Origin of the sequence: Salmonella sp. 32120201201600049SM (assembly GCF_017572835.1) — a bacterium.
In the GTDB taxonomy this organism is placed as follows: domain Bacteria; phylum Pseudomonadota; class Gammaproteobacteria; order Enterobacterales; family Enterobacteriaceae; genus Salmonella; species Salmonella enterica.
Map to the genome: position 1 here is coordinate 576482 of NZ_JAGESA010000001.1, position 25498 is coordinate 601979.

At 48.1% G+C, this 25498-nt stretch carries 20 protein-coding genes; 9 read left to right on the top strand and 11 right to left on the bottom strand.

Features of this window, described 5'->3' with window-relative positions; translation table 11 throughout:
• Positions 1 to 87: 87 nt before the first annotated feature.
• From J4650_RS02875 to J4650_RS02885, 3 genes are all read right to left on the bottom strand, one after another.
• The gene (locus J4650_RS02875) at positions 88 to 1743 is read right to left on the bottom strand and encodes a glucan biosynthesis protein (protein WP_023993287.1); all 1656 of its coding nucleotides are present in this window, start codon (positions 1741 to 1743) and stop codon (positions 88 to 90) included.
• 219 nt (positions 1744 to 1962) lie between these two features.
• Entirely contained in the window at positions 1963 to 3471 is a 1509-nt protein-coding gene (locus tag J4650_RS02880; protein ID WP_023993288.1) for a carboxylesterase/lipase family protein, read from the bottom strand.
• 48 nt (positions 3472 to 3519) lie between these two features.
• Complete coding sequence (locus J4650_RS02885; protein ID WP_023258967.1) at positions 3520 to 4863, bottom strand: VOC family protein; 1344 nt, start codon at positions 4861 to 4863, stop codon at positions 3520 to 3522.
• 292 nt (positions 4864 to 5155) lie between these two features.
• Here J4650_RS02885 and J4650_RS02890 point away from each other — a divergent pair, with 292 nt between their 5' ends.
• On the top strand, positions 5156 to 6079 hold the full coding sequence (locus J4650_RS02890) for a LysR substrate-binding domain-containing protein (RefSeq protein ID WP_000414259.1): 924 nt from the start codon (positions 5156 to 5158) through the stop codon (positions 6077 to 6079).
• Positions 6080 to 6139: 60 nt separating this feature from the next.
• On the opposite strand, the gene J4650_RS02895 is transcribed toward J4650_RS02890, so the two are convergent.
• The 3 genes from J4650_RS02895 to J4650_RS02905 all read right to left on the bottom strand — a co-directional run bounded on the left by J4650_RS02895 (position 6140) and on the right by J4650_RS02905 (position 9359).
• Positions 6140 to 7765, bottom strand: a complete 1626-nt coding sequence (locus J4650_RS02895) for a methyl-accepting chemotaxis protein (RefSeq protein ID WP_000528480.1) — start codon at positions 7763 to 7765, stop codon at positions 6140 to 6142.
• A 168-nt stretch (positions 7766 to 7933) separates the two neighbouring features.
• Positions 7934 to 9052, bottom strand: coding sequence for an S-(hydroxymethyl)glutathione dehydrogenase/class III alcohol dehydrogenase (locus J4650_RS02900; RefSeq protein ID WP_000842135.1), 1119 nt, complete (start codon positions 9050 to 9052; stop codon positions 7934 to 7936).
• Between the two features lie 31 nt (positions 9053 to 9083).
• Complete coding sequence (locus tag J4650_RS02905) at positions 9084 to 9359, bottom strand: metal/formaldehyde-sensitive transcriptional repressor (protein WP_001120770.1); 276 nt, start codon at positions 9357 to 9359, stop codon at positions 9084 to 9086.
• Between the two features lie 522 nt (positions 9360 to 9881).
• On the opposite strand from J4650_RS02905, the gene steB reads away from it, so the two are divergent.
• Complete coding sequence (gene steB / locus J4650_RS02910) at positions 9882 to 10283, top strand: type III secretion system effector SteB (RefSeq protein ID WP_001540100.1); 402 nt, start codon at positions 9882 to 9884, stop codon at positions 10281 to 10283.
• Between the two features lie 128 nt (positions 10284 to 10411).
• Here the strand turns inward: steB and J4650_RS02915 are convergent, their stop codons facing one another.
• The gene (locus tag J4650_RS02915) at positions 10412 to 11128 is read right to left on the bottom strand and encodes a membrane protein (RefSeq protein WP_000997195.1); all 717 of its coding nucleotides are present in this window, start codon (positions 11126 to 11128) and stop codon (positions 10412 to 10414) included.
• 425 nt (positions 11129 to 11553) lie between these two features.
• Here J4650_RS02915 and sseJ point away from each other — a divergent pair, with 425 nt between their 5' ends.
• Positions 11554 to 12780 (top strand): SPI-2 type III secretion system effector SseJ, encoded by a 1227-nt coding sequence (sseJ, locus tag J4650_RS02920; RefSeq protein WP_023993289.1) that lies wholly within the window; start codon positions 11554 to 11556, stop codon positions 12778 to 12780.
• Positions 12781 to 12900: 120 nt separating this feature from the next.
• Here sseJ and J4650_RS02925 read toward each other — a convergent pair whose 3' ends face one another.
• Complete coding sequence (locus tag J4650_RS02925; RefSeq protein WP_001748412.1) at positions 12901 to 13245, bottom strand: DUF1294 domain-containing protein; 345 nt, start codon at positions 13243 to 13245, stop codon at positions 12901 to 12903.
• A 906-nt stretch (positions 13246 to 14151) separates the two neighbouring features.
• Here J4650_RS02925 and J4650_RS02930 point away from each other — a divergent pair.
• From J4650_RS02930 to J4650_RS02955, 6 genes are all read left to right on the top strand, one after another.
• Positions 14152 to 14913, top strand: coding sequence for a transporter substrate-binding domain-containing protein (locus tag J4650_RS02930; RefSeq protein WP_000949370.1), 762 nt, complete (start codon positions 14152 to 14154; stop codon positions 14911 to 14913).
• 6 nt (positions 14914 to 14919) lie between these two features.
• Positions 14920 to 15567: an amino acid ABC transporter permease gene (locus J4650_RS02935; RefSeq protein ID WP_000094446.1), complete on the top strand. Its 648-nt coding sequence runs from the start codon at positions 14920 to 14922 to the stop codon at positions 15565 to 15567.
• A 24-nt stretch (positions 15568 to 15591) separates the two neighbouring features.
• A complete protein-coding gene (locus tag J4650_RS02940) occupies positions 15592 to 16323 on the top strand; it encodes an amino acid ABC transporter ATP-binding protein (RefSeq protein WP_001196341.1) in 732 nt (243 codons plus the stop codon).
• Complete coding sequence (locus tag J4650_RS02945; RefSeq protein ID WP_000560166.1) at positions 16320 to 17000, top strand: amino acid ABC transporter permease; 681 nt, start codon at positions 16320 to 16322, stop codon at positions 16998 to 17000. Before J4650_RS02940 ends, J4650_RS02945 begins: the two co-directional genes overlap by 4 nt.
• A gap of 136 nt (positions 17001 to 17136) precedes the next feature.
• Entirely contained in the window at positions 17137 to 18687 is a 1551-nt protein-coding gene (locus J4650_RS02950) for a glycosyltransferase family 39 protein (protein ID WP_023993290.1), read from the top strand.
• Between the two features lie 463 nt (positions 18688 to 19150).
• Entirely contained in the window at positions 19151 to 19813 is a 663-nt protein-coding gene (locus tag J4650_RS02955; protein WP_001531566.1) for a class I SAM-dependent methyltransferase, read from the top strand.
• Positions 19814 to 20083: 270 nt separating this feature from the next.
• Here the strand turns inward: J4650_RS02955 and cybB are convergent, their stop codons facing one another.
• From cybB to hrpA, 3 genes are all read right to left on the bottom strand, one after another.
• A complete protein-coding gene (cybB, locus tag J4650_RS02960; protein WP_023993291.1) occupies positions 20084 to 20614 on the bottom strand; it encodes a cytochrome b561 in 531 nt (176 codons plus the stop codon).
• 116 nt (positions 20615 to 20730) lie between these two features.
• Positions 20731 to 21531, bottom strand: coding sequence for a YdcF family protein (locus J4650_RS02965; RefSeq protein ID WP_001098500.1), 801 nt, complete (start codon positions 21529 to 21531; stop codon positions 20731 to 20733).
• 63 nt (positions 21532 to 21594) lie between these two features.
• Positions 21595 to 25497 carry an ATP-dependent RNA helicase HrpA gene (gene hrpA, locus J4650_RS02970; protein WP_031234497.1) on the bottom strand — a complete coding sequence of 1301 codons (3903 nt, stop codon included), beginning with the start codon at positions 25495 to 25497 and terminating at the stop codon, positions 21595 to 21597.
• Between the last annotated feature and the right edge of the window lies 1 nt (position 25498).

A 25498-nucleotide genomic window follows, 5' to 3' on the forward strand; every position in this document is an offset into this window, starting at 1 on the left:
ACAAAAACAGCGGCTCACGAATGAGTTTATGCCAGGGCCATTTCTGCAACCTGTACCGCCTTTGTGGCGGTACAGAAGGCAAACTGACTAACGCATGATACGATCGTCGACATAACGGCGCTTATCCGGCGCGGGCGGGAAATACTGATACAGCCAGGTTTCGCTGATAGCCTCCCCCTGGCAGCGCAGGAACATACGCATATCCACCGGTGCCGTAGAATCCGAGGTCGGATACCAGTCAAACTGGATACGATAACCGTCGAAAGGCTCTACGTAGAGGATCTCAACCTGCTTCGCCTCACCGCTGGAGAGCGTAATTACCGGCTCAATGCCTTTTGGCGCGGCCGCTTTCAGATCGCCGCCGACAAAATCAATAGCAAAACGGCGCGCCCATTTATCCGGGTAATGTTCGCCCGGCGCCCAGCCTTCGGGAAATCCGCCCATCCCTGTACGGGTCGCCATGACCCGCGCAAGCGGCGATTGTACCGGCGGCTGCGCGCTCCAGTACAAACGATAATTAAACGCCAGCGTATCCCCGGCTTTGATCGCTTTTTCCGGCTGCCAGAAACAGACCACATTATCCAGAGTTTCGCCAGTGGTTGGGATCTCCATCAGGCTAACTGCACCTTTCCCCCACTTACTGCGCGGCTCCACCCACAGGCTCGGACGTTTGTTGTACCAGCCCATCACATCCTGATAATGCGAGAAATCGCGATCGAGTTGCAGCAGGCCGAACCCTTTTGGGTTATCGTCCATATATGCATTGAACTGCAATTTCTGCGGATTATTCAGCGGGCGGCAAATCCACTCGCCGTTACCCCGCCACATCGCCAGCCGATCGGAATCGTGAATTTGCGGATGAATGGTGTCGCATACCCGGCGTTCATTATTCCCACAGCTAAACATACTGGTCATCGGCGCAATGCCAAGTTGCTTAATATCTTTACGGGCGTAGAGATGGTTTTCTACATCCATGATCACCTGCGATTTTTCGCAATGAATCACAAATTTATACGCGCCCGTCACGCTGGCGCTGTCCAGCAGAGCGTAAACGGTAAACGTAGTATCGCCCGGCTTCGCGGTGTCAAACCAGAATGCGGTGAAGTCAGGGAACTCTTCCTGACCGTCAGTATAGGTATCTATCGCCAGCCCGCGAGCCGACAGGCCATACTGATAAGTATCATCTACCGCCCGGAAATAACTGGCGCCCAGGAAGGAGACGACATCGCGCCGCGCCAGTTCCGGCGCTTTAAAGACACGGAAACCGGCGAAACCGAGATCGCTCTGCCCTTCCAGTTGCGTCGTATCGACGCCGGCATCGTTGTATTTAAACAGTTCCGGGCGAAAATGAATCTCGCGAGCAAGATGCGTCGTCGTATCAACGGAAAACATGCGTACGCGACGACGAAAGCCCATCCCTACGTGGAAAAACTGAATATCGAGCTGCCGGTTGGCAACACCGTTCCAGAGTGAATGCGCCGCGTCATACTGAATGCTGTTATAGGCCTGCGGCGTCAGATTGGCGAGCGTATCCGGCAAGGGTCCCGGCGCGCCGCCCCAGGGCTTTTTCGCTAACGCCTGGGCCATTGATTGCAGACCAGCAAAATCAAAACGGACAATTTTACCATCCGCAATATCGGATTCCGCGGCAAACGCCGCCTGAGAAAAGAGTGAAGCAATACCGCTGGAACCGCACACGGCGGCCATTGCCATTGAACCTTTAATAAATCGTCTACGATTCATACCTGAAAATGAGTCCTTCTGGTCTTGTGAATGGTCCCGCGCTGGTTTTTTCAGCAGCAAGAATGTGCCCGTTTCTGACCGCTCACTCTAGACAAAATTCATTAATAATCCAATTGTTGGTCGCCTGGAAACTGTGCAAAAGCGTAAATATTTTATGTCGATAAGAACCGACCTAATCGGATGTAAACCTCACGCAGCCTTCTTCAGGTTATGAAAAGTTTATTCCAGACTAACGTGATGTTTCATGACTCGTTTAAACAGCGCCAGACGCGCACGCATAAAGCGGTTTTCCACTTTAAAACCGGCAAGTTTGTTCAGCCCAATCCGCAACAGACGATCTCGCCCCCGAATGCTGGCGGGCCAGCGAACCGGGCCGTGCAGCACGTCGCGCGTGCGGCTGGCATGACGAGCGAAATTCACCCAGTAATCCGCCACCTGCGAGGCAAAGGCCTGGTCATTCTCATTCACATAATGGCATGTGGGCTCAGCCCGCGTTAACGTATCGAATACATACGGTATTTCATTGCCATGACAGGCGCCATTCGCGTAGGTGTTATGCTCCGCTTCGGCGACATAATCAAACCAGTAACGCCAGCACGGTTCGCCGATCCGCTGCTGCGCTTGCATGACGACATAACCCAACGTGGTAAATACCATATCCCGACAGACCTGCCGCCCTAGCGCTTCGTCGCCTTTCACTCCAGGATAAAGCAGCCGGATTAACCCCAGACCAACACGCCGCTCACGGCGCATTTTTTGAATTTGACCGGCAATATCGACGCCAAAAACGGCCAATACGCTGGCTTCATCGCTATTCGAGCCGATCATCACCGGTATCGGATGCTGTTTCGCCGCAAAGAAGGTTTCCAGCATCGGATGCGGCAGCACGACGTCGCCGGAAATCGGCGTCGGCGCAATTTTAAACGGCGCGTCCAGCGGCCAAAACGTCTCTGCCGGTAAAGCGCGTAGCTGTTCGGCAGTGGCATTGGCTAAACCAAGATGTTCCGCCAGCGCAACGCCTTTTTTTAGCGCCACCTCGCGGGGCGTATCCGGCAGCGTATAACCACTCTGAATAATCGCTTTATGAAAAAGCCCCTTCGCCAACGGCGAAGCCATCAACGACAGCACGCTGCGGGCGCCGGCGGATTCGCCAAATAACGTCACATTCTGCGTATCGCCGCCAAATGCGGCAATATTGTCCTGCACCCAACGCAGCGCAGCGATTTGATCGAGTAAAGCGAAATTATGAATACACTCCGCCCCTTCGCCTTCCAGCGCCGGATGCGCGAAAAAGCCCAGATGGCCAAGCCGATAATTGACCGTCACCACGATCGCGCCGCGCTTCGCCAGCGCTTGACCGTCATAGGGCGGCAAACTCCCCGCGCCAATGGTGTAACCGCCGCCGTGTAGCCAGACCATGACCGGCAACGGTTCATGACGTACGGCGGGAGCCCAGACGTTCAGATAGAGACAGTCTTCAGAAAAATTTCCCGGATCGCCGCCGCCGAGTTCGCGACACCAGGTAATATCCTGCCAACTGGCGCAGGAGAAACAATCCGCCTGGCGCACGTCGTGCCAGGGCGTAACAGGCTGCGGCGCACGCCAGCGTAGCTCCCCTATTGGCGGCGCGGCATAAGGTATACCGCGCCAGATATGGATTTCTTCCTGTACGACGCCCACGATTTTACCGTGACGCGTCTCCACCAACGGGATGGAGGGATTCAACATAACGCCTTCCTTTTACAGTATCCTCACAGCCTGTGAAGCTTACCGCTTTTAAAGCAGACCGCAACGGCGTTTACTGCGTTCTTCCGCTTCCTGATATAACGAAAACTCATCCCGTACTGCACATCCCAGCGCCTGTTCAAAGGCGTCGCGGCTGGCATTACCGTGCCTTCTGACCAGCGTTTCATTTCCCAAATTCGACTGAAAAATGCCGGCTGCGCTGACCGGAAGAAAATCTTCATAGGTAATCGGCTGCGCGATCACCCAACCGCGCTCAATAAGCGGCTGCGGATCGTCGCCAGGATGGATCGCCTGACGATGCGCCTCGCCGGAAGGCGTTAAGCGATAGCGGAACCAGGCAAGCCCCTGCTGGCGAAGCAGAAATTCGCTATCCGGAAAGGCGTTAAAGACCTCCCGCAAATGGAGTTGATGCGTGAAGTTATCCTTACCCGTTCCCGCCTTGTGCAACAGTTCGTCATATAATCGACGACCTTTTGGCGTCAGCGCGACGCCACGTTGCTCAATTTCGCCGAAGCGCGCCGTGTGCGTACCCTGCTTTTCATCAACGAAGAGCACCTGCTCTTCCAGGGCTTTGAAACTGGTTTGCCGCAACAGAATAGGCACTTCGCGGCGAGGCGGACCTTCGATAAGAATTTTAGGCGTAATGCCGCACTCCGGCATCATGGCCTGTACCCGGTCGATATCCAGAGTACGCGGCGTCAGATGGTTAATGTGACATCCCGGAAAACAGACCACGTCGGCAATTAAACGATGCTCACGATGCAGGCTGCGGTACGTTTCTTCATCAACGGTAGCCTGACGATGCCAGCGAAAAGTCTCCAGCGTTTCACGGACGAACTCTTCGGCCTGAGCAGCACTAAAACCGCCCTGCTCGTCGTACTCATCCAGCAATTGTCGGCAGCGCGATGTAAAAATATCACGCTGCGATAAGATTTCCGCCGCCCGCTGGCGTAATGCCGCGTTTTCAATGAGCTCCAGGCGTAATAGCGAAGTGAACATGCGAAAGGGATTACGCGAGAGCGAAGCCTCGTCAATGGGACGAAATGCCGTGGAGTGCACAGGCACGCCCGCCTGAGAGAGATCGTAATAACTTACTGGGTACATCCCCATGATGGCGAATATCCGACGCAAGGTAGAAAGTTCTTCTGCGGTGCCAACACGAATGGCGCCATGCCGTTCCACGTTCAATCGCGCCAGTTCATCGGCATTAGCCAACTGCTCATGCAGTTTGGGATTATTTTCCAGCACCGCCAGATTCACGTCAGCCACAAGTTCCAGTAACGTACCGTACTGCGGAACTTCCTGCTGGTACATTGCCGACATTGCCTGCGAAAAGTGTTCCCGAATCTCATCTGCCGTGATGGTGTTCGCCATAATGTCATGCCTCCAGTGAATGTTACCTGGAGTGTAGAAAACCTCATCCATTCCGGGGAGAAGAATTTATAAAGTGTGATCCGACCTGAATTCATTATGCAGAACGGATTGACATGAGCTGGCATATCCCCGACCAGATCGCGGCTTAACACGCTTAACGGCAGTTGAATCATCAGTAAAATAAAACAGTTGTAACTTGAAATGGTAAAATGTTAATAATATTTTGCTATCAGGTTATCAAAAACAAACAACTTTACTTGTCACCCGCACGGCTCTGTTTTTAACATCGCTTATGGAAAAAAATGGTCTGTTTAGTCAGCGCATTCGGTTGCGCCACCTTCATACATTTGTCGCCGTTGCGCAACAGGGAACTCTGGGGCGCGCGGCTGAAACTCTTAACCTGAGCCAGCCAGCGCTTTCTAAAACGCTGAACGAACTGGAACAACTCACCGGAACCCGTCTGTTCGAACGCGGGCGACTGGGCGCGCAATTAACGGTTCCTGGCGAACAATTTTTGACTCATGCGGTAAAAGTATTAGATGCATTGAATACCGCCGGGCAGGCGCTGAATCGCAAAGAGGACGCCAGCGCCGATGTGGTGCGTGTTGGCGCGCTCCCCACCGCTGCGCTGGGTATACTCCCGGCGGCTATTGGGCGGTTCCATCAACAGCAAAAATCGACCTCGTTACAGGTCGCGACCATGAACAATACGATGTTGCTTGCGGGTCTGAAATCAGGCGAGATCGATCTGGGTATTGGCCGCATGTCAGACCCGGAATTAATGGGCGGTTTAAATTACGAACTGCTGTTTTTAGAATCGCTTAAATTAGTGGTACGCCCCGGTCATCCCCTGTTACAGGAGACGATCACGCTCAGCCGGGTTATGGAATGGCCGGTAGTCGTCTCGCCAAAAGGCACGGTACCGCGCCAGAATGCGGAAGCCCTGTTGCAAAGCCAGGGGTGTAAAATGCCTGCCGGATGTATCGAAACGCTATCCGCATCGTTATCACGACAACTGACCGTAGATTACGATTACGTCTGGTTCGTCCCCTCTGGCGCGGTTAAAGAAGATCTTCGCCAGGCGACGCTGGTCTCATTACCCGTGCCGACCCAGAGCGCGGGCGAGCCGATAGGTATTCTTACGCGAGTTGATATCCCGCTCTCAACCGGGGCGCAAATGCTGATTGCGGCGATCCGTAAATCGATGCCGCTGTGATAGCGGCTGTCGGAGAATAAACGCGCCCGCGGCTAAAATAGCCCGCTGGCGCGACGCTTACTAAAGGAAGGATGATCGCATCGTCGCGCCAGTATCCTGTAAATGAAACGCATCAACGGCTTGCGTCAAGCGGGCGGCCTGTTCTTCAAGCGAAGCCGCCGCCGCGGACGCCTCTTCGACCAGCGACGCGTTTTGTTGCGTAACCTTGTCCATCTCAGAAATCGCCTGACTGACCTGAACAATACCGCGACTTTGCTCATCAGAGGCTGCCGCGATATCGAGCATAATATCGGTGACGCGTTTGACGGCATCCACAATCTCATTCATGGTGCTCCCCGCAGCGATAACCTCTTCAGATCCTTGTTCAATCAGGCTGACCGATGCGCCGATCAAGCCTTCAATCTCTTTTGCCGCCTGCGCGCTGCGACTGGCGAGGGTACGAACCTCACTGGCGACCACCGCAAAACCGCGTCCTTGTTCCCCGGCGCGTGCCGCCTCGACCGCCGCGTTTAGCGCCAGGATGTTGGTCTGGAAAGCGATACTGTTAATGACGGCGGTAATTTCCGAGATTTTTTTCGAGCTGGTGGAAATATTCCCCATCGTTTGTACGACCCCGGAAACCATCTGGCCTCCGCGACTGGCTTTACCGGAAGCATCTTCCGCTAGTTTGCTGGCGTGATGCGCATTATCCGCATTCTGTTTAACGGTTGCCGTCAACTGTTCCATACTGGCCGCAGTTTGTTCAATGGCGGCAGCCTGCTGTTCAGTACGAGAAGATAAATCCGTATTACCAGCAGTAATTTCGCTGGTGCCTCGATAAATTTCCTCCGCCCCCTGACGCACCGCCCCTACCGTTTGTTGCAACGCATGCTGCATCTGCTGAAGATGATGACTCAGGCGACCAATTTCACTGCGTCCTGTGGGCTCGTCAGCCATGGTCAGATCGCCGGCCGCAATGCGTTCGATACGTGACGCAGACTGCTGCAAGGGTTGTATCACCGTGCGACGCAGCACCATGAAGGTCATTAACGTCAATACCAGCGCCAACGTAAATGCGCCAATCATAAACATCATACCGAGCCGGGTACGTTGGTAAGCCTGCTCGCTAAGTAGTCTTGCCCGCTCGGTGCGCAGTTCAATCGCTTTCAACAGGACATGGTTATATGCGGCATCCAGTTGTTTTGCCTGCTCGTTTTCATGATTAATGATCGCTTCGAACATGCCATTTTTGGCAAATTTCAGCATCGGTTGCAGGCCGTTGATATAGGCGGTGTAGCGGGCGTTTAACTCGTTATCTAACGCGTCATCGGCGGGTGTTTTCACCGCTCTGGACATATAAGCGTTAAAGCCGTCCTGAGACTGCTTGATCCGCGTTTCCGCAGCGGCAATATTGGCTTTCATTTCATCCATTTCAGCAATCCGGCTCGCCGCGCCAGCGTGGATCATATTGATACGTGCGGTACGTAAGTGGTTAGCGCTGTTGGATAATCCCATCCGTACCTGAATCTCGTCCGTGACATCACGCTGATCGCGATCGGCCTGTAACAGAAAATAGCCTGCCAGCCCGGCGCTCAAAGCAAAAAGAAGAAGGATGCCACCGAGAATGGAGGAAAACAGCGGAACCAGCCGAATATGATGCAGGAAGCCCAGTTTATGCGAGGCTTGCATCGAGAATGTGTTGCCCATGACCGTCGACTCTCTTGTAAGTTTTATGCGTAAAACACGCCCGTTAGATAGTCATCGGCACTTCGTGACGTTTGCTTATCGCGAAAAGCATCGCCTTCGTCACATTTTCACAACATTCATTCCAGAAAATTCAGAAAAGCGCCAGCGGAAAATCCGCTGGCGGATGAATCAGTTATCGCCAAAATGGATAACAGTACGGATGGATTTACCCTGATGCATCAGTTCAAAGGCATCGTTAATCTGCTCCAGCGGCAGGCGGTGAGTAATAAAAGGATCTAAACGGATTTTACCGTTCATCGCATCTTCGACCATCCCTGGCAGCTGCGTGCGCCCTTTCACGCCGCCAAAGGCGGAGCCACGCCAGACGCGACCGGTCACTAGCTGGAAGGGACGGGTTTTGATTTCCTGCCCTGCTCCCGCTACGCCAATAATAATGCTTTCGCCCCAACCTTTATGACAACATTCCAGCGCTGCTCGCATCACGTTAACGTTGCCGATACATTCAAAACTGAAATCTACGCCGCCATCAGTAAGCTCAACAATAACGTCCTGGATCGGTTTGTCGTAATCATTCGGATTAATAAAGTCCGTGGCCCCCATTTCGCCCGCCAGCGTAAATTTTTCCGGATTCGTGTCGACAGCTAAAATACGCCCGGCTTTAGCCTGAACCGCGCCCTGAATAACCGCCAGCCCAATACCGCCTAAACCAAAAACGGCAACGGTGTCGCCCGCTTTCACTTTAGCGGTGTTATGGACGGCGCCAATACCCGTCGTCACGCCGCAGCCCAACAGACACACTTTATCCAGCGGTGCCTGCGGGTTCACTTTCGCCAGAGAAATTTCCGCGCAAACGGTATATTCGCTGAACGTGCTGGTTCCCATATAGTGATAAACGGGTTCGCCGTTATAAGAAAAGCGTGTAGTGCCATCCGGCATCAGCCCTTTTCCCTGAGTGGCGCGTACGGCCTGACAAAGGTTAGTTTTACCGGACTTACAGAACTTACACTCGCCGCATTCCGCCGTATACAGTGGAATAACATGGTCGCCGGGTTTCAGGCTGGCGACCCCCTCGCCGACCTCAACTACCACGCCGCCGCCTTCGTGACCCAGTACTGCCGGGAATACGCCTTCCGGATCATCGCCGGAAAGGGTAAAAGCATCGGTATGGCAAACGCCGGTATGGGTGATTTTGACCAGAACTTCGCCTTTTTTCGGCGGCGCAACGTCAATCTCGACAATTTTTAGCGGCTGACCGGGACCAAAAGCAACTGCTGCACGTGATTTCATATATCTCTTCCTGTTACGGTGAGGGAAATTGTTATTTTAGATAAGCGCGAAGAAGATGGCCGATTTCCGCCATCCGAACCGCGCGCTGATCTGGCGTAGTTTCCCCGCTGACCAGCTCATCTTTCAGATGGATTTCAACCATTTCACTCATCAGGCCATTAGACGCGCCGCGCACGGCGGCAATCTGTTGCAGAATCGCCAGACAAGGTTCGCCAGACTCAAGCGCCCGCTCCAGCGCTTCGACCTGCCCGCGTATGCGACGAACACGGGTAAGGATACGTTTTTTATCTTCAGGTGAATGCGGCATTCGACCTCCATATACTATAGGGGGGTATACTATCAGAATTTTATGTTTATGTAATTGTAAAATTACGCACAATATAAAAATCAATAGCTTATAGATTTCCGGCATAGACCATCAAGAATCAGTTCACATTCAGCATATTCAGCTCATGGGAACTTTTTCAGGCCACAGACAATAAACACCAAAGCTTTCTTTCTAAGCTGCAATGTTCTGCCCGACTGGGGCACAGAGGTAATGCCGGTAAATCCAGTCCCATTACCCAGAAGTAAATATTTGCTTAATAGTTTTTATTTACTCACCAGGTGGTAATGAATAAAGGTTATGATATGCAGATGTCAGTCTTGTAAGAACGTAACATCACAACTGCGATACACCGCCGACGGGTAGCGAAAATATCTCAACCCTGTGTCTTTCCAGGCTTAGTCAATGTGGACAAAAAATCAAATGAGCGTTATTTGAAAGATTTTTAATACCCAAAAGCGTCATCATTATTGTTAATTTGAAATCAATCTCAGGTAATAATCCATGCCTATTTCGATTTGTAAACATGGTGCTCCTTTTGTTGTTCAACATGAAAATCGGTACGGTTCCGGTGCAAGTCAGTCATCATCACTTTCAAAATCAATCCGCCATATTAGCAACTCTCATGAGGAAATAAAATTTATAAGTTGCTATAGTGCAAATGGAGCCTGTTTTTCCAATGCACAGATGCTAGCCAATGCCTCAGGGAGGCCTGTTATAGGTTACTATGGGAAAATAAATAAGTTAACAGCCAGTCTGGATAATAGCGGTCGTATATTCCGCCCACAGCATAAGCTTGCGGCCAATATTTGTTATGTAGGTAATCGGCTTCTGAGCGCTCCAGTTCAACTTGGGTTTGGCCTGAAACATCTGCTAACCTGTCACTCAAATGGTAATGTCAGATAAAGTGTTATGCCATGTCCTTCCCGGCATTGCTATTCCACAGCCTACAGATATGGGCGCTCAGTTCTTTCCTCAATCGTTGCTATGGGAAGTTCTGCCGTCATTTCACGCTCTTGCCAACCAGCATTTTATTAAAGCCTGACTTTTACCAGAGTAATTTCATAAGAGTGCCCATCTTCTGGTCTAAAAATAATAAATCTATTGTTATTTTTAGTAAAGGATTTCGACAAAATAAAACTATCATGATATCTGGCCAGGACGTAGTACCAGCCTCCATCATACAATATCATTTCGTATTCTTTCTTTAATTGTGGTTTATAGATCCCAACAAAAAAAGAAAATATAAAAAAATATATAATAAAACCAAGCATAACTATAGTGAAACAATGCCTTCGCACCCAACTGAGTTGCGTAAAACAAATCACTGGCATCAATTTACTATAAAAACGCATCCCCACCGATAAGCATAAAGCTACCAGTAAAATGATAAAAAAAAGCTCCCACAAAAACGATTCTGTTAAGAGAGAAAACTCGATAACAATTGGAATAAAGAACAAAACCGCTGCCAAAAAAAGACGTAAAAAGCTAATGTCGTGGATACGTGCTTTTTGCTTTACTAGAAAAAATAATAGAATACCCACTCCCCACGCTATTATGAATATAGCCATCAGGCTAATCGCATGGAATAGACTTCGGGCAATGTTGTCAGGGCCGACGCCTACATACCACCACGGGAAACCATAGTACGCGGAGACGCCCCAGCCATAAAAATAGGCGCTTCCCCATCCCAAACCACCTAAATAGGCCAAAAGCATCGAAGAGTTTTTAATAATTGAATCATCATTCATTATAGTTAACTCACTTAAGAAATATTTAATATGAAAATAGAAATCAAAATGTCACATAAAACACTAGCACTTTAGCAATAATAGTCGGATGATAAGTTTGTCTGTTTTTCCTGAGTATCAAGCCAGCTCATACTCACGCCAGCACACTAAAATCAGGAGTGGCTTCTTTTTTAGATCTTTGCCTTAGCCAGGCGCACACTCAATAATGATAGCAGTCAGATAATATGTACCAGGCATTAACCTCACGTTGTTGATGATATATTTACTTCGTTGAAAAACAATAAACATTGTATGTATTTTATTGGCGACGAAAAACTGTTAAAGAAGCGTAATTCCATATACACCATTTACCTGATTACTTTTCTTGCTAATATTTGCTAATTAATTATTTGCTAAAGCGTGTTTAATAAAGTAAGGAGGACACTATGCCATTGAGTGTTGGACAGGGTTATTTCACATCATCTATCAGTTCTGAAAAATTTAATGCGATAAAAGAAAGCGCACGCCTTCCGGAATTAAGTTTATGGGAGAAAATCAAAGCATATTTCTTTACCACCCACCATGCAGAGGCGCTCGAATGTATCTTTAATCTTTACCACCATCAGGAACTGAATCTAACACCGGTACAGGTTCGCGGAGCCTACATCAAACTTCGAGCCTTAGCGTCTCAGGGATGTAAAGAACAGTTTATTATAGAATCACAGGCACACGCCGATAAGTTGATTATTAAAGATGATAATGGTGAAAATATTTTATCTATTGAGGTTGAATGTCATCCGGAAGCTTTTGGTCTTGCCAAAGAAATCAATAAATCACATCCCAAGCCCAAAAATATTTCTTTGGGTGATATTACCAGACTGGTATTTTTTGGCGACAGCTTGTCTGACTCCTTAGGGCGTATGTTTGAAAAAACACATCATATCTTACCCTCCTATGGTCAATACTTTGGCGGAAGGTTTACTAATGGATTTACCTGGACTGAGTTTTTATCATCTCCACACTTCTTAGGTAAAGAGATGCTTAATTTTGCTGAAGGGGGAAGTACATCGGCAAGCTATTCCTGCTTTAATTGCATCGGTGACTTTGTATCAAATACGGACAGACAAGTCGCATCTTACACCCCTTCTCACCAGGACCTGGCGATATTTTTATTGGGGGCTAATGACTATATGACACTACACAAAGATAATGTAATAATGGTCGTTGAGCAACAAATTGATGATATTGAAAAAATAATTTCCGGTGGAGTTAATAATGTTCTGGTCATGGGGATTCCCGATTTGTCTTTAACACCTTATGGCAAACATTCTGATGAAAAAAGAAAGCTTAAGGATGAAAGCATCGCTCACAATGCCCTGTTAAAAACTAATGTTGAAGAATTAAAAGAAAAATACCCCCAGCATAAAATATGCTATTACGAGACTGCCGATGCATTTAAGGTGATAATGGAGGCGGCCAGTAATATTGGTTATGATACGGAAAACCCTTATACTCACCACGGCTATGTACATGTTCCCGGGGCTAAAGACCCTCAGCTAGATATATGTCCGCAATACGTCTTCAACGACCTTGTCCATCCAACCCAGGAAGTCCATCATTGTTTTGCCATAATGTTAGAAAGTTTTATAGCTCATCATTATTCCACTGAATAAAGTTCCATCGGCTGCGGTACGCCTTGAGCAAAACACAACTCAATATCATAGTGCCGGTGGCATGAAAATATGATGCTATCTTTGCTGCCGATTGGTCAATAAGTGATACATAGTCTATGTTCAGTAAGACAAAAATGGATAGAGTCGATAAATCGCCACCGTAACTAAAATACTCACTATCACACTGACAATAAAGTATGTTTTGAATGGCTGCTTTTGCGTTTTATGACGGAAGAGTTGTTGACCAACAATCGCCCCAGGCCACCCACCGACAACCCCAAACACCAACAAAGTGGATTCCGGCACTCTGCGCCAGGTTTTACGTGCCGCCGTTTTGTCTATACCGTAGATCGCCAGCGTTAGCACATTGGCGAGCAGGAACCACATCGCGACGGGATGCGATGTAAAAATGCTTCCGACCGCAGCGAAGATCAGGAGTAAATAATAAAAGCGGTTAAGATACATATCATTATGTCATAGCAATAATTAGGGGCATCGGAGCCCATTATACGCGATACATGCGCCTATGTGATGTAGAATTTTTTTCACTCAGCCAACGAGTCATTAAGGATTCATTTTTAATTACCATGGTAATCATAAGGTAATTAACGGCTGTGAACACGATTAAAATGGGTAAAGCCACCGAAAATGTTATCACCTTAATCGTTGCCAGGATAACTTAATGAAGAACCCTCTTTATTGCTGTTTGTTATCCGGTTGGCAGTCTCAGTTTTGGATTTATTAATCGTATTTATATTTATTACATAAGATGTACGATGTTAATTTGAGAATTTTATCTCAACAACCGTATATATTCAGATATTTCTGAATTAAGATTATCATCGATTAAAACAAGTTAACGTTTTGATAAACATAACAACATCGTCAAAAATCCTGATTTGTTGTCGTTTGTTCATGAGACAAATAATTTATATGCTTGCAAATATAGATAGCACGCAAATCAACTTAGCTCAAAAAATGTATTTGACAAGAAAAGATAAGTCTTTATATTGGCCCTGGATAGAGTGGTAAGATGATAATTAGAGACATGAAAGGCACCGTCACTGAAGCATTTATCTGCTTATCATGTAAATATGTATGCGTAAATGGAGCATAAACTATGTCCAGTATACTAATGTCTATGATATCTTTACATTTTCACCTTTCATGGTGTCGCTGCACTCATATCCAGTTGATATCTCATGGTATATTCAATCCATTCCCTTTGATGATTCCTGTCAAACCTCCTGATTAAATTAGTTAACAGCGATGGAATACATAACGTTAAGTACTTTACGCCTGCAAATGTCAGGCTCACGCCCTAATGCTTAATTTATAATACGCATTACCTTACTACAGGAAATAGATAGCATGTTATCCAAAAAATTTGGCTTATCGATGATAGTGTTGGGAATAATGTCGTCTTCAGCGTTTGCTGATAGCATCGTTGAAGGGAGAACGCTCAATGTCGCAGTATCACCAGCCTCTCCCCCTATGTTATTTAAAAGTGCTGATGGCAAATTGCAGGGGATAGATCTGGAGCTTTTTTCGTCTTACTGTCAGTCACGGCATTGTAAGCTAAACATCACCGAATATGCCTGGGATGGAATGCTTGGCGCAGTGGCGAGTGGTCAGGCAGATGTCGCATTTTCGGGAATTTCAATTACAGATAAACGTAAGAAAGTTATTGATTTCTCTGAACCTTATTACATCAACTCTTTTTATCTGGTCAGTATGGCCAATCATAAAATAACGCTCAATAACCTCAATGAATTAAATAAATATTCTATTGGATACCCTCGAGGAATGGCTTACTCCGACCTTATCAAAAACGATCTGGAGCCCAAAGGATACTACTCGTTAAGTAAAGTAAAATTGTATCCAACCTATAATGAGACGATGGCTGATCTAAAAAATGGCAATCTTGATCTGGCTTTTATAGAAGAGCCGGTTTATTTTACCTTCAAAAATAAGAAAAAGATGCCGATAGAAAGCCGTTATGTTTTCAAGAATGTTGATCAGCTTGGCATTGCCTTTAAGAAAGGCTCTCCCGTGCGCGATGATTTCAACTTATGGCTTAAAGAGCAAGGGCCACAAAAAATATCTGGCATTGTCGATAGCTGGATGAAATAGTAAGCTATGTCATCAGGTAATATGCTGGCTATCTTTTATTTCCTATTGGAAGGGATTGGTAATACGCTGCTTGTAACATTTACCTGTTTTCTCTCAGCGTTTTTGTTTGGGCTTACAGTCGCCGTATTACGGCGACTATCCCCCCTTCCACTACAGAAGATACTCGACGTACTGGTCTTTATTCTTCGGGGAATTCCAATACTTATTGCTGTTTTTCTTGTTTATTTTGGATTGCCATCGATTGGCATATATGTTTCACCTCTGGTGGCCATGAACCTCAGCGTCGGCTTAATCAGTGGGAGCTATCTTGCCGAGGTGTTCAGAGGGGCGCTTAAATTAGTTGAGCCATACGAAATTACGGTAGCGAAAGTAGCAGGAATGCGTCAATTACAGGTTATAATAAATATTGAACTGCCACAGATGTTGCGATTTTCTGTGCCCGGTATTATCAATGAGTTTTCTTCTGTATTAAAAGCGACGCCCTTTGCTTATACTGTAGGTATCGCTGAAATAACGAAGCAGGCAATGTCACTGACAGCCATCACGCTGAACGGGTTACAGATCTATACTCTTGCCGGGGTATTATATTTCATTATTTATAAAGTTTTTACTCTTCTGGCCGGAGTGTTTGAGAAAAAATATCGCATCAGTTGAACCATAAAAATAGAGGTGATACTCATGGCTTTACTGAAACTAAAAGAGATAAGTAAGGAATATTCAGGAAAAAAGGTTCTTGATACGGTTAGTCTGAAAATTCAATCGGGAGACATGAAAGTAGTCATGGGGCCATCAGGTTGTGGAAAAACGACGCTTTTACGCTGTCTGCTTCGATTAGAAGAACCTGATTATGGCAATATTTATTTTCACGGGAAAAATATTTACGACAAAGAATTTACTATTCTTGAGTTCAGAAAAAAAGTTGGTTGTGTCTTCCAGAATTACGCTTTATATCGCCATCTTAACGTCATGGATAATATTACCCTTGCCCTATGTAAAGTGTTTGGCATGCCGGGGCAACTAGCCCGGGAGAAAGCCTTACATGAGCTACAAAAACTTGATATGGCCTCGCATAGCGCGAAATACCCTTCGCAATTATCGGGCGGCCAGCAACAGCGCGTCGCCCTGGCCCGTACAATGGTCACCGACCCAGAACTCATTATTTTTGATGAGCCGACGTCTGCGCTTGATCCGCTCATGACTCGTGAAGTCGGAATGTTGATCAAGCAACTTCATGACAATGGCGTCACTATATTATGCGTCACTCATGATATTCGCCTCGCCAGATTACTAAGCAATAACGTAACGTTTCTTAATCATGGCAAAATTCGTGCAGAAGGCGCTTTTACCGATCTTGCCTTACGAGAAACGGATCCAGATATCCACTGTTTTTTTAGCGAGGCACAACGATGATCGCTGGCTGGTCTCTTTTCTTTAATGACCTGACTGAACAACTGCCACTTGTTGTGGACGGTATTAAAGAAACCTGTAAACTTGCGCTGATTGTTTCCATCACCGGTTTTTTGTGGGGAATTATCATTTTCTTTCTGAGCCTTAGCCATCGCCCCGTGGTAAAAGCCATAACTCGACTGTACATGGATTTCTTTATCGGTACGCCACTCATTCTTATTCTGTTTGTTATCTATTATGGTTTACCTCAATCTGGCATTCACCTGTCCTCTTTTACCGTGGCGGTTACAGGGTTTACCTTAAATGTCGGCGCATATAATGCCGCGTACATGACAACGGCCTATAACGCATTGAATAAATATGAAACGGAGGCAGCAGTCGTTCAGGGATTGAACAAACGGCAGGTCTTTTTGTGGATTATACTGCCTCAGGTATTGCTGTCTTCCATTCCAGCCTTAACGAATCAGGTGATTAATAACCTTAAAGACAGTACCATCGTTTTTCTTATCCAATATACAGAGTTTTTCGCGCGAATTCAGGAGGTTGCAGCAACCAGCTTTAAATTCTTCCATGCTTACCTTTTTGCTGCCATAGTGTACCTTATTGGCGTTACCTTTATTGTCGGTTTGACGCGGTTTTTAGAGCATAGACTGCTTCGCCATTACGGTCAGGGTTACTGAGTTGCACTGCACTATTTTGATTAATTCACCGCTGACATTATCAAAGTTATTTTTATTTAGTGTTGGTTAAGATTTTAACCTTCATTATTGCGTTAGGTGTCCATTCTGGTTTAAGTCTTACTCCATTGAGGATATTATGGCGCTACCACAACTATCAATATGGCAGCCCGGCGATGGGTTAAGAAAAATAAAGTATAAATATCATGTTTGTCTCATTGTCATATTCTCCGTCCTTATACGGTTGCTGTTTTTAACTGACCGCTACCTTTGGTGTGACGAAGCGTCCAGCGTGCTGATTAGTCGACATAGCGTAGATAATCAGCTCTTCCATGCCGCTTTTGACGTGCATCCCCCGCTTTATTATCTGTTACTGCATGACTGGATCATATTATTGGGTGATAGCATTGCAGCGGTACGCTCTCTCAGTCTACTCTTTGGGATCCTGACAGTTGTGCTGGTTATCGCGCTTACGCGATGGCTGGCAAATGAACGTACAGCCTTATTGGCGGGATGGTTCGCCGCCCTGATGCCGATGGCAGTTCATTACAGTCAAGAAACGCGCATGTACGCGTTAATGGGAATGCTAACGCTCGCTGCCGCGTTAGCATTGATGATGTGGATAAAAACACCCACCCATAATCGCTATCTTGTCGCGTATGCTTTACTTATGACGTTCAGCTTTTACACCCATTATTTCACCCTATTTACACTTATTGCCCACTGGATCGCAGTAACAATATTATCCTGCCAAAGCCATAAAACGGCCTGCTACCTTAAACTTCCTGGCTGGTGGTTTGCTAACCTGGCGATTGCTGTCGCTTATCTCCCCTGGTTGCCCGTATTGTTTAATTTACTGACTCATCTGGCGCAGTTGAGAGCCGGTAATGATATCGGTTGGATTCCCCCCGTAACATGGCGTGACCTGCCTGCGATGTATTGGCATTTTTTTACCGGAAACAACGGACAGGGTTTTCCGTCGTTCATTCTGTGGCTGGCTGTGGGAGGTTTTATCGGTACTGTGGGGCGAATATCTTTATGCAACGGAGAATATGAAAGATATCAGCTGATATTATTTTGTAATCTGGTCATCCCTGTAATGCTGGTCTTCATCATTTCCTGGTGGATGCCGTTATTTATCGATCGTTATTTCTTCTTCTCATCGCTGAGCATTCCTCCCCTGCTCGCGGTATTACTTACCCGCGCAAAAAAAGCGGTTTGTGGCTTCTGGTTTATCTTATTCACCTTATTATTCGGCTATGGTTCATATCATAATAACCCTGAGCACATAGACGAGTTTAAACCACTGGTAAACTATATTAATACCCGTCACCAGCCTAATGATGCCGTGGTAGTCAGTAAAATGTTCGATTATTTAAGTTATGTGTATTATAATAAGCGAGATTATCGTACGTTTCTTTATACACCGCATAACGCACACGGAACATCAGGAAGACCGAATGCCTATGGCTTTGGTTCACTGTTTTATGCGCAAGCCGATCAGACATATATTGATACTCTGACAACGCTTTCAAAAAGTTACCATCGTGTCTGGTTGGTAAGCGGCGGTAACTTTAGTCAGGATTACCCCTTGCCGTCAGAATGGCAAAATATCGCAAAATTCAGAAGTGGTAGATTTCAGGTACAATTATTTGTAATACCAACTCAACAGGCGCGTCAAATGCAATGATTACCGTTTTCTATCCAGTGCAGTGATAAACAGTACTGCCACTGCCAGACCGCCTAAAAGTAAGGTCCAGCCAAACGCTTCAAAAACCTCAATCATATCGCCTCCAGGTAGGTGATATTAAATAAAGATGGCTATCTCAGCGTAACATTTAAAATATCAATTAATGTGCAATAATCGCTTTATGTGTTTGAATAAATATTGTTCTTCCTGCATTTAATTGCATTGTTATTATCAAAGGGCTTAATACGCGTACATCAACGATTATTAATTATCAGCTTATAATAATATGACTGTTCAATTCATTTATCAGCTATTATTATCCTCTATATTCTTTAAGATAACCGCTTAATTCATAATATCGCCTTTATTCGTCGCATTAAATTACTCACTCACCTGATTAATGCTTGCCTAACGATTGCTTCGTTGTTTTAATTCCAGCGCGAAATTATTTAGTGAGAGAACAATGAAGCATACACAACAATCAGGCGCAAAAGTCTATAACCCATTCACGCTTAGCTTATATGACTGGTGGGTACTCAATATCTCAAACAAATATGCATGGAAGTGTCCTACTGATACGCGACTACTTCCTTTCTTCCTGCATCACATGGGCGAGACTCACCTGGATATTGGCGTAGGTACAGGTTATTACCTGAAACATGCACCTGCGACTCATGCCATTTCGCTGATGGATTTAAATCCGGATAGCCTGAAAATAGCCGCCAGCCGAGTGGGTAATACGAAAATCCGCGCCACACTACAACACGATGTTTTCGACACGTTCCCGGCGGACTGGCACGGGCGCTTCGATTCCGTTTCGATGTACTATCTTCTGCACTGCTTACCTGGTGAGATGACAACAAAAGCGAAGGCAATTAAAAATGCCGGTATGGCGCTTAAACCCGGCGGCACACTTTTTGGCGCCACGATTCTGGGCAAAGAGGTTCCTCACAATGCTTTTGGCAAGAAATTGATGGCTGTTTATAACAAGAAAGGAATATTCAGTAATATCAATGATTCAGCCGATACGTTACGCAGCGTGTTGGACGAACATTTCGCTAAGGTGACTTTGGAGCAACATGGCGCCGTTGCGCTATTTTCCGCCACTACCCCACGTTCATCGTAAGTACAGGCTCTTCCGAGCGGTCGGCAGCGCGATCATGTGGGTTTAAACCGTTGATTAAACATTGGATTACGGAATAGTAATTGCTTATTTTATTTGTCATACAAATAAGTATAATACCCGCTTCCGATGTAGACCCGTCCTCCTTCGCCTGCGTCACGGGTCCTGGTTAGACGCAGGCGTTTTCTGTATGGAATACGCCATCCCCTCTGATAGATGCCTTGTTTGCCTTAAGCAGTTAACCCCGCCTGAAGCAAACGTCATACAGGACGGTCAGTCACGCTTACACGGCATCATCCGTAACAGCGTATTGTCTTTCCAGAAATAGTGATGCATCAAAGCAGCGATGGCATGAAGTCCAATAACAAAATAGCCCAGATTCGCCAGCGTGACGTGCCAGGATTTCAGCATATCTACGCGTTCAAAGTTAGCTTCGGCGGCATGGGGCATAGTAATGCCAAATGCGACCCAGGGATTACCGCGGTTATACATCATGACCAGACCAATAACAGGCAGCGCGATAAATAACAGGTAAATCACCAGATGTCCTAAATGCGCCATTCCGGTCATCATCGGTTTTGGACGAGGAACAATGGGCGGCGTGGGATATTTCAGCCGAATAAACAAGCGTGCCACCATTAAAAGCAAAATAGTGATACCACATGAAACGTGCGTCATATTAAACCAGGGCCGATAACTACGCGGCGCAAAACCGCGTAGCTCCATCGCGGCGTAAGCCACAATAACCAGAAAAAAGACTAACCAGTGAATACCAATTTGCAGGCCGGAATACTTATTGCCCATAGCGCGTCCTGAATGAAAACCGTAAAGCGACAACATAACCAGCTTTTATAAATAATTCATCAAATTTATGAGTTGGTGGTCGCACTTGCCCGTTCACCCTCGCAAACGGGCGATTTTTAGCGTAAAGCTCTCTGTCCTAACGCACTGCGCAACGTAGTATCTGCCTGCAATACCTGCCATGCCTTTTCAATATCGCGTGGGATATCAACGTGAATGATAAAATCTTTACCGCGCGGTCCATACCCTGTTTCATCGTCACGCAAACGTGGCAGCTCGCCGGCAATCAGAGACAGATAACGCTCCACCGTCCAGATGCCCTCTTCAACGTTGGCAAAACGTGTACCGCCGTTAAGGTGGCGCAGTACCGGAACAAAACCAGGAAAACTCAGCCAGCGCGGCGCATCGGTGTCGTCGTTTGTCACGCGCCGGAATGCCGCGATAGTGCGCCGCTGCATGGTGGGGTCTTGCACAACGATAGCCGTGTTAATGTTTTCTTTCGCCTGACGGATCAGTGCGCAGGAGAAACGGGCATTTTCGCCGCAATTAGTTGACCGATCTTCCAGCCAAATTTTCTCAGCCGGAATATGCCAGAACTGGTTCGCGATATCCGCGAGGATCGCGGCTTCAGCGCGTCCGCTTGTGCGAATAGTGTGGTAGCGCGGATGCCGGGCAATCACGGCGTACAAAAACGGCGTCGAATGACCTATACCGCCGCTAATCAGTAAAGGAACGCCTTGCGCTTTGGCGATGCGACAGGCCGCGTCGATAGTGGGGATCACCGCATTGCCCGCCAGGACGACGCAATCCGACGAATAAGGTTGTTCGCCGGAAAAATCATTTTGCGCCAGCCACTGTCCGACGGTATTCACCGCCAGCAATGTTTCCGCAGAGAGCGCCGGAAATGGCGTTGTATTCATAATTCCTCCTTTTTGTTCCGAACTTGTACCGGATCTCTTTGAAAGACATCGTCGCCTGGCTTTTTAGGCCGTAATCTGATCCATGGCCTGTAAAATACGCTTATCGGAAATAGGATAAGGCGTACCGAGCTGTTGGGCGAAATAACTGACACGCAGTTCTTCAATCATCCAACGGATCTCTTTAACATCATCATCTTCGCGACGCGCTGGAGGCAGTTTATTTATCCATTGTTGCCACGCCTGCTGGACGCTTTCGACTTTCAGCATTTGCGCCCGATCGCGGTGCGGATCGACAGCCAGTTTCTCCAGCCGCTTTTCAATTGCCTGCAGATAACGCAGCGTATCGCCGAGACGTTTAAAGCCGTTGCCAGTCACAAAACCACGGTATACCAGACCGCTCATCTGCGCCTTGATATCGGAAAGCCCCAACGCCATGCTCATATCCACCCGCCCTTTCAGACGCTTATTGATATTGAATACGGTCGTCAGGATCCGCTCGACCTGCTTCGCGATATCCACCACAGTATCATTCAGCTCGGCGCGTACCTTTTCGTGCAGCGCGGTGAAACCTGCTTCGCTCCACACCGGCCCGCCGTTGGCATCTATCAGCTTATCTACCCCGCAGGCGATACAGTCATCAATCAACTCCAGTACTTTGCCGTACGGGTTAAAGTACAGCCCCAGCTTGGCTTTATTCGGCAATTTCTCATGCAGATACTTAATCGGTGAAGGAATATTGAGCAACAGCAGACGGCGTAAACCGCACCACATCGCCTGTTGTTGTTCCAGCGGATTATCAAACAATTTGATAGCGACGCTGTCACGCTCATCCACTAATGCCGGCCACGCCTTCACTTTATAATTACCGCGTTTCTGTTCGTAGCTTTCCGGCAGCTCGCCGAAACTCCAGATATGCAGCCCGCTCTGCTCAATGCCGTCATCCGCCACCGCCGAGAGCGTCTCCTGCACTTTGCCTTTCAGCGCATTTTTAAGCTCGGCGAGCGAACGCCCTTCCTGCAGTTTCTTGTTTTTGTCATTCACCACGCGAAACGTGATTTTCAGATGCTCGGGCACCTGATCCCAATGCCAGTCTTCCCGGTCGACCGTGACGCCGGTCATCCGGCGCAGTTCACGTTCCAGAGCGTCCAGCAGCGGCAGCTCCAGCGGCGTTACGCGACCTAAAAACGCTTCAGCATAGTTTGGCGCCGGAACAAAGTTGCGACGTACCGGTTTTGGCAACGATTTAATCAGCGCAATCACTAATTCACGGCGCAGCCCTGGGATCTGCCATTCAAAACCGCTCTCGTCAACCTGGTTAAGTAGCGGCAACGGAATATGGACGGTCACGCCGTCAGCATCCGCGCCCGGTTCAAACTGATAGCTCAAACGCAGCTTGAGATTGCCCTGGTGCCAGAAATTCGGGTAATCCAGTTTGCTGATTTTTTCCGCGCCTTCTTTAATCAACATACTTTTTTCAAAGTTGAGCAGATCCGGCGTCTCGCGGCTGATTTTTTTCCACCAACTATCAAAGTGGCGGGCGGAAATAACGTCATGGCTAATACGCTGGTCATAAAACTCAAACAGGGTATCGTCATCCACCAGGATATCGCGGCGGCGAGATTTGTGCTCAAGTTCCTCGACTTCCGCACGCAATTTTAGATTCTCACGGAAGAAGGCATGGCGGGTTTGCCAGTCCCCCTCCACCAGCGCATGGCGGATGAACAACTCGCGACACAACGCCGGGTCAATCTGGCTGTAATTCACTTTGCGCGCGGCGACAATCGGCAGACCGTAGACAGTAACCTTTTCCGTCGCCATCACCGCGCCTTGCGCCCGCTCCCAGTGCGGTTCGCTATATGAACGTTTAATCAGGTGCTGGGCTACCGGTTCCACCCATTCTGGCTCAATGCGGGCAGCGATGCGCCCCCACAAACGGCTGGTCTCCACCAGTTCTGCGACCATTGTCCATTTCGGCGGTTTTTTGAATAAACCGGAACCGGGGAAAATAGAGAATCGGGCGTTACGCGCGCCGGTGTACTCTTGTTTATCGGCATCTTTCATCCCGATATGCGACAACAGTCCCGTTAACAACGCAACGTGAATTTCCCGGTACTCTGCGGGTTCGCTGTTTACCGGAATCCCCAGTTCTTTTACCACCTGACGCAGTTGGGTATAGATATCCTGCCACTCACGCACGCGTAAATAGTTCAGATAGTCGGTGCGACACAGACGGCGGAATTGATTCGACGACAGGGCCTTTTGTTGCTCGCCGAGGTAATTCCACAGGTTAACAAACGCCAGAAAATCGGACTCCTTATCATGGAAACGCCGGTGTTTCTCATCGGAAGCCTGCTGCTTATCCACTGGGCGCTCGCGCGGATCCTGAATAGAGAGTGCGGAAGTAATGATCATCGCTTCGCGCACACAGCCATGTTTTTGCGCTTCCAGAACCATACGCGCCAGGCGCGGGTCGACCGGCAACTGGGATAATTGTCGGCCCAGTGGCGTCAGCTTATATGCCGTTTGCTGTTCGTCGGCGGTAATCGCCCCCAGCTCTTCCAACAAACGCACGCCATCCTGAATATTGCGCTTATCCGGCGCTTCGACAAACGGGAAGGCGGCAATGTCACCCAGCCCCAGGGCGGTCATCTGCAAAATAACCGACGCCAGGTTGGTACGTAGAATTTCCGGGTCGGTAAATTCCGGACGTGACAAAAAGTCATCTTCCGAATACAGACGAATGCAAATCCCTTCCGATACGCGCCCGCAACGCCCTTTACGCTGGTTGGCGGAAGCCTGTGAGATCGGTTCAATCGGCAGGCGCTGCACTTTAGTGCGGTAGCTGTAGCGGCTGATGCGCGCAGTGCCAGGATCGATCACATACTTGATACCCGGCACCGTCAGCGAGGTTTCCGCCACGTTAGTCGCCAGCACGATACGGCGTCCGCTGTGCGACTGGAAAACGCGGTTCTGTTCGCTGTTCGACAAGCGTGCATACAGCGGCAACACTTCGGTATGCCGTAAGTTCAGCTTGTTCAGGGCGTCGGCGGTATCGCGGATTTCCCGCTCTCCGCTCATAAAAATCAGGATATCGCCGGGACTTTCACGCCCCAGTTCATCGACAGCGTCGAAAATTGCCTGTAGCTGATCGCGTTCAGTGTCGTCAGCCTCTTCCACAATGGGGCGATAACGAACTTCTACGGGATACGTTCGGCCAGAGACTTCGATAATCGGCGCGTTATTAAAGTGGCGCGAGAAGCGTTCCGGGTCGATGGTCGCAGAGGTAATAATCACTTTCAGATCGGGGCGACGCGGCAGAAGCTCTTTCAGATAGCCGAGCAAGAAGTCAATATTCAGGCTGCGTTCATGCGCTTCATCAATAATGATGGTGTCATACTGCATCAATAGTCTGTCCTGCTGGATTTCCGCCAGCAGGATACCGTCCGTCATCAGTTTGACCATGGTGTTGCTACTGACATGATCGCTGAAACGAACTTTATAGCCGATGCAGCCGCCTGGCTCCGTTTGCAACTCTTCGGCAATGCGGTTAGCGACGGTGCGCGCCGCCAGGCGACGCGGCTGAGTATGTCCAATAAGTCCTTTAATCCCGCGTCCCAGCTCCATACAAATTTTCGGCAACTGGGTGGTTTTACCGGAACCGGTTTCCCCTGCTACGATCACCACCTGATGATCGCGGATCGCTTCCAGAATGTCCTGTTTCTTCTGGCTAACAGGCAGATTTTGCGGATAAGTGATTGAGGGGCGCGCCGCTTCGCGGAGAGCGACCTGCGTCGCAGCCTGTTCAATTTCTTTCGCCATCGTCTGGAAAATGGCCTGTTGCGCATCAGGATTTTTTACTTTCTTTACGCCATGCAGGCGGCGCGAAAAGCGCTGTTTGTCGCGCAGCATCAGTGCATCCAGCCGCTGCTGTAACACCTGAAGCGTCAACCTAGATTGTTCAGTCATA

Coding starts and splice junctions, on each gene's coding strand:
- J4650_RS02875 (WP_023993287.1), bottom strand. CDS start 1,743: ATGAATCGTAGACGATTTATTAAAGGTTCAATGGCAATGGCCGCCGTG.
- J4650_RS02880 (WP_023993288.1), bottom strand. CDS start 3,471: ATGTTGAATCCCTCCATCCCGTTGGTGGAGACGCGTCACGGTAAAATC.
- J4650_RS02885 (WP_023258967.1), bottom strand. CDS start 4,863: ATGGCGAACACCATCACGGCAGATGAGATTCGGGAACACTTTTCGCAG.
- J4650_RS02890 (WP_000414259.1), top strand. CDS start 5,156: ATGGAAAAAAATGGTCTGTTTAGTCAGCGCATTCGGTTGCGCCACCTT.
- J4650_RS02895 (WP_000528480.1), bottom strand. CDS start 7,765: ATGGGCAACACATTCTCGATGCAAGCCTCGCATAAACTGGGCTTCCTG.
- J4650_RS02900 (WP_000842135.1), bottom strand. CDS start 9,052: ATGAAATCACGTGCAGCAGTTGCTTTTGGTCCCGGTCAGCCGCTAAAA.
- J4650_RS02905 (WP_001120770.1), bottom strand. CDS start 9,359: ATGCCGCATTCACCTGAAGATAAAAAACGTATCCTTACCCGTGTTCGT.
- steB (WP_001540100.1), top strand. CDS start 9,882: ATGCCTATTTCGATTTGTAAACATGGTGCTCCTTTTGTTGTTCAACAT.
- J4650_RS02915 (WP_000997195.1), bottom strand. CDS start 11,128: ATGAATGATGATTCAATTATTAAAAACTCTTCGATGCTTTTGGCCTAT.
- sseJ (WP_023993289.1), top strand. CDS start 11,554: ATGCCATTGAGTGTTGGACAGGGTTATTTCACATCATCTATCAGTTCT.
- J4650_RS02925 (WP_001748412.1), bottom strand. CDS start 13,245: ATGTATCTTAACCGCTTTTATTATTTACTCCTGATCTTCGCTGCGGTC.
- J4650_RS02930 (WP_000949370.1), top strand. CDS start 14,152: ATGTTATCCAAAAAATTTGGCTTATCGATGATAGTGTTGGGAATAATG.
- J4650_RS02935 (WP_000094446.1), top strand. CDS start 14,920: ATGTCATCAGGTAATATGCTGGCTATCTTTTATTTCCTATTGGAAGGG.
- J4650_RS02940 (WP_001196341.1), top strand. CDS start 15,592: ATGGCTTTACTGAAACTAAAAGAGATAAGTAAGGAATATTCAGGAAAA.
- J4650_RS02945 (WP_000560166.1), top strand. CDS start 16,320: ATGATCGCTGGCTGGTCTCTTTTCTTTAATGACCTGACTGAACAACTG.
- J4650_RS02950 (WP_023993290.1), top strand. CDS start 17,137: ATGGCGCTACCACAACTATCAATATGGCAGCCCGGCGATGGGTTAAGA.
- J4650_RS02955 (WP_001531566.1), top strand. CDS start 19,151: ATGAAGCATACACAACAATCAGGCGCAAAAGTCTATAACCCATTCACG.
- cybB (WP_023993291.1), bottom strand. CDS start 20,614: ATGGGCAATAAGTATTCCGGCCTGCAAATTGGTATTCACTGGTTAGTC.
- J4650_RS02965 (WP_001098500.1), bottom strand. CDS start 21,531: ATGAATACAACGCCATTTCCGGCGCTCTCTGCGGAAACATTGCTGGCG.
- hrpA (WP_031234497.1), bottom strand. CDS start 25,497: ATGACTGAACAATCTAGGTTGACGCTTCAGGTGTTACAGCAGCGGCTG.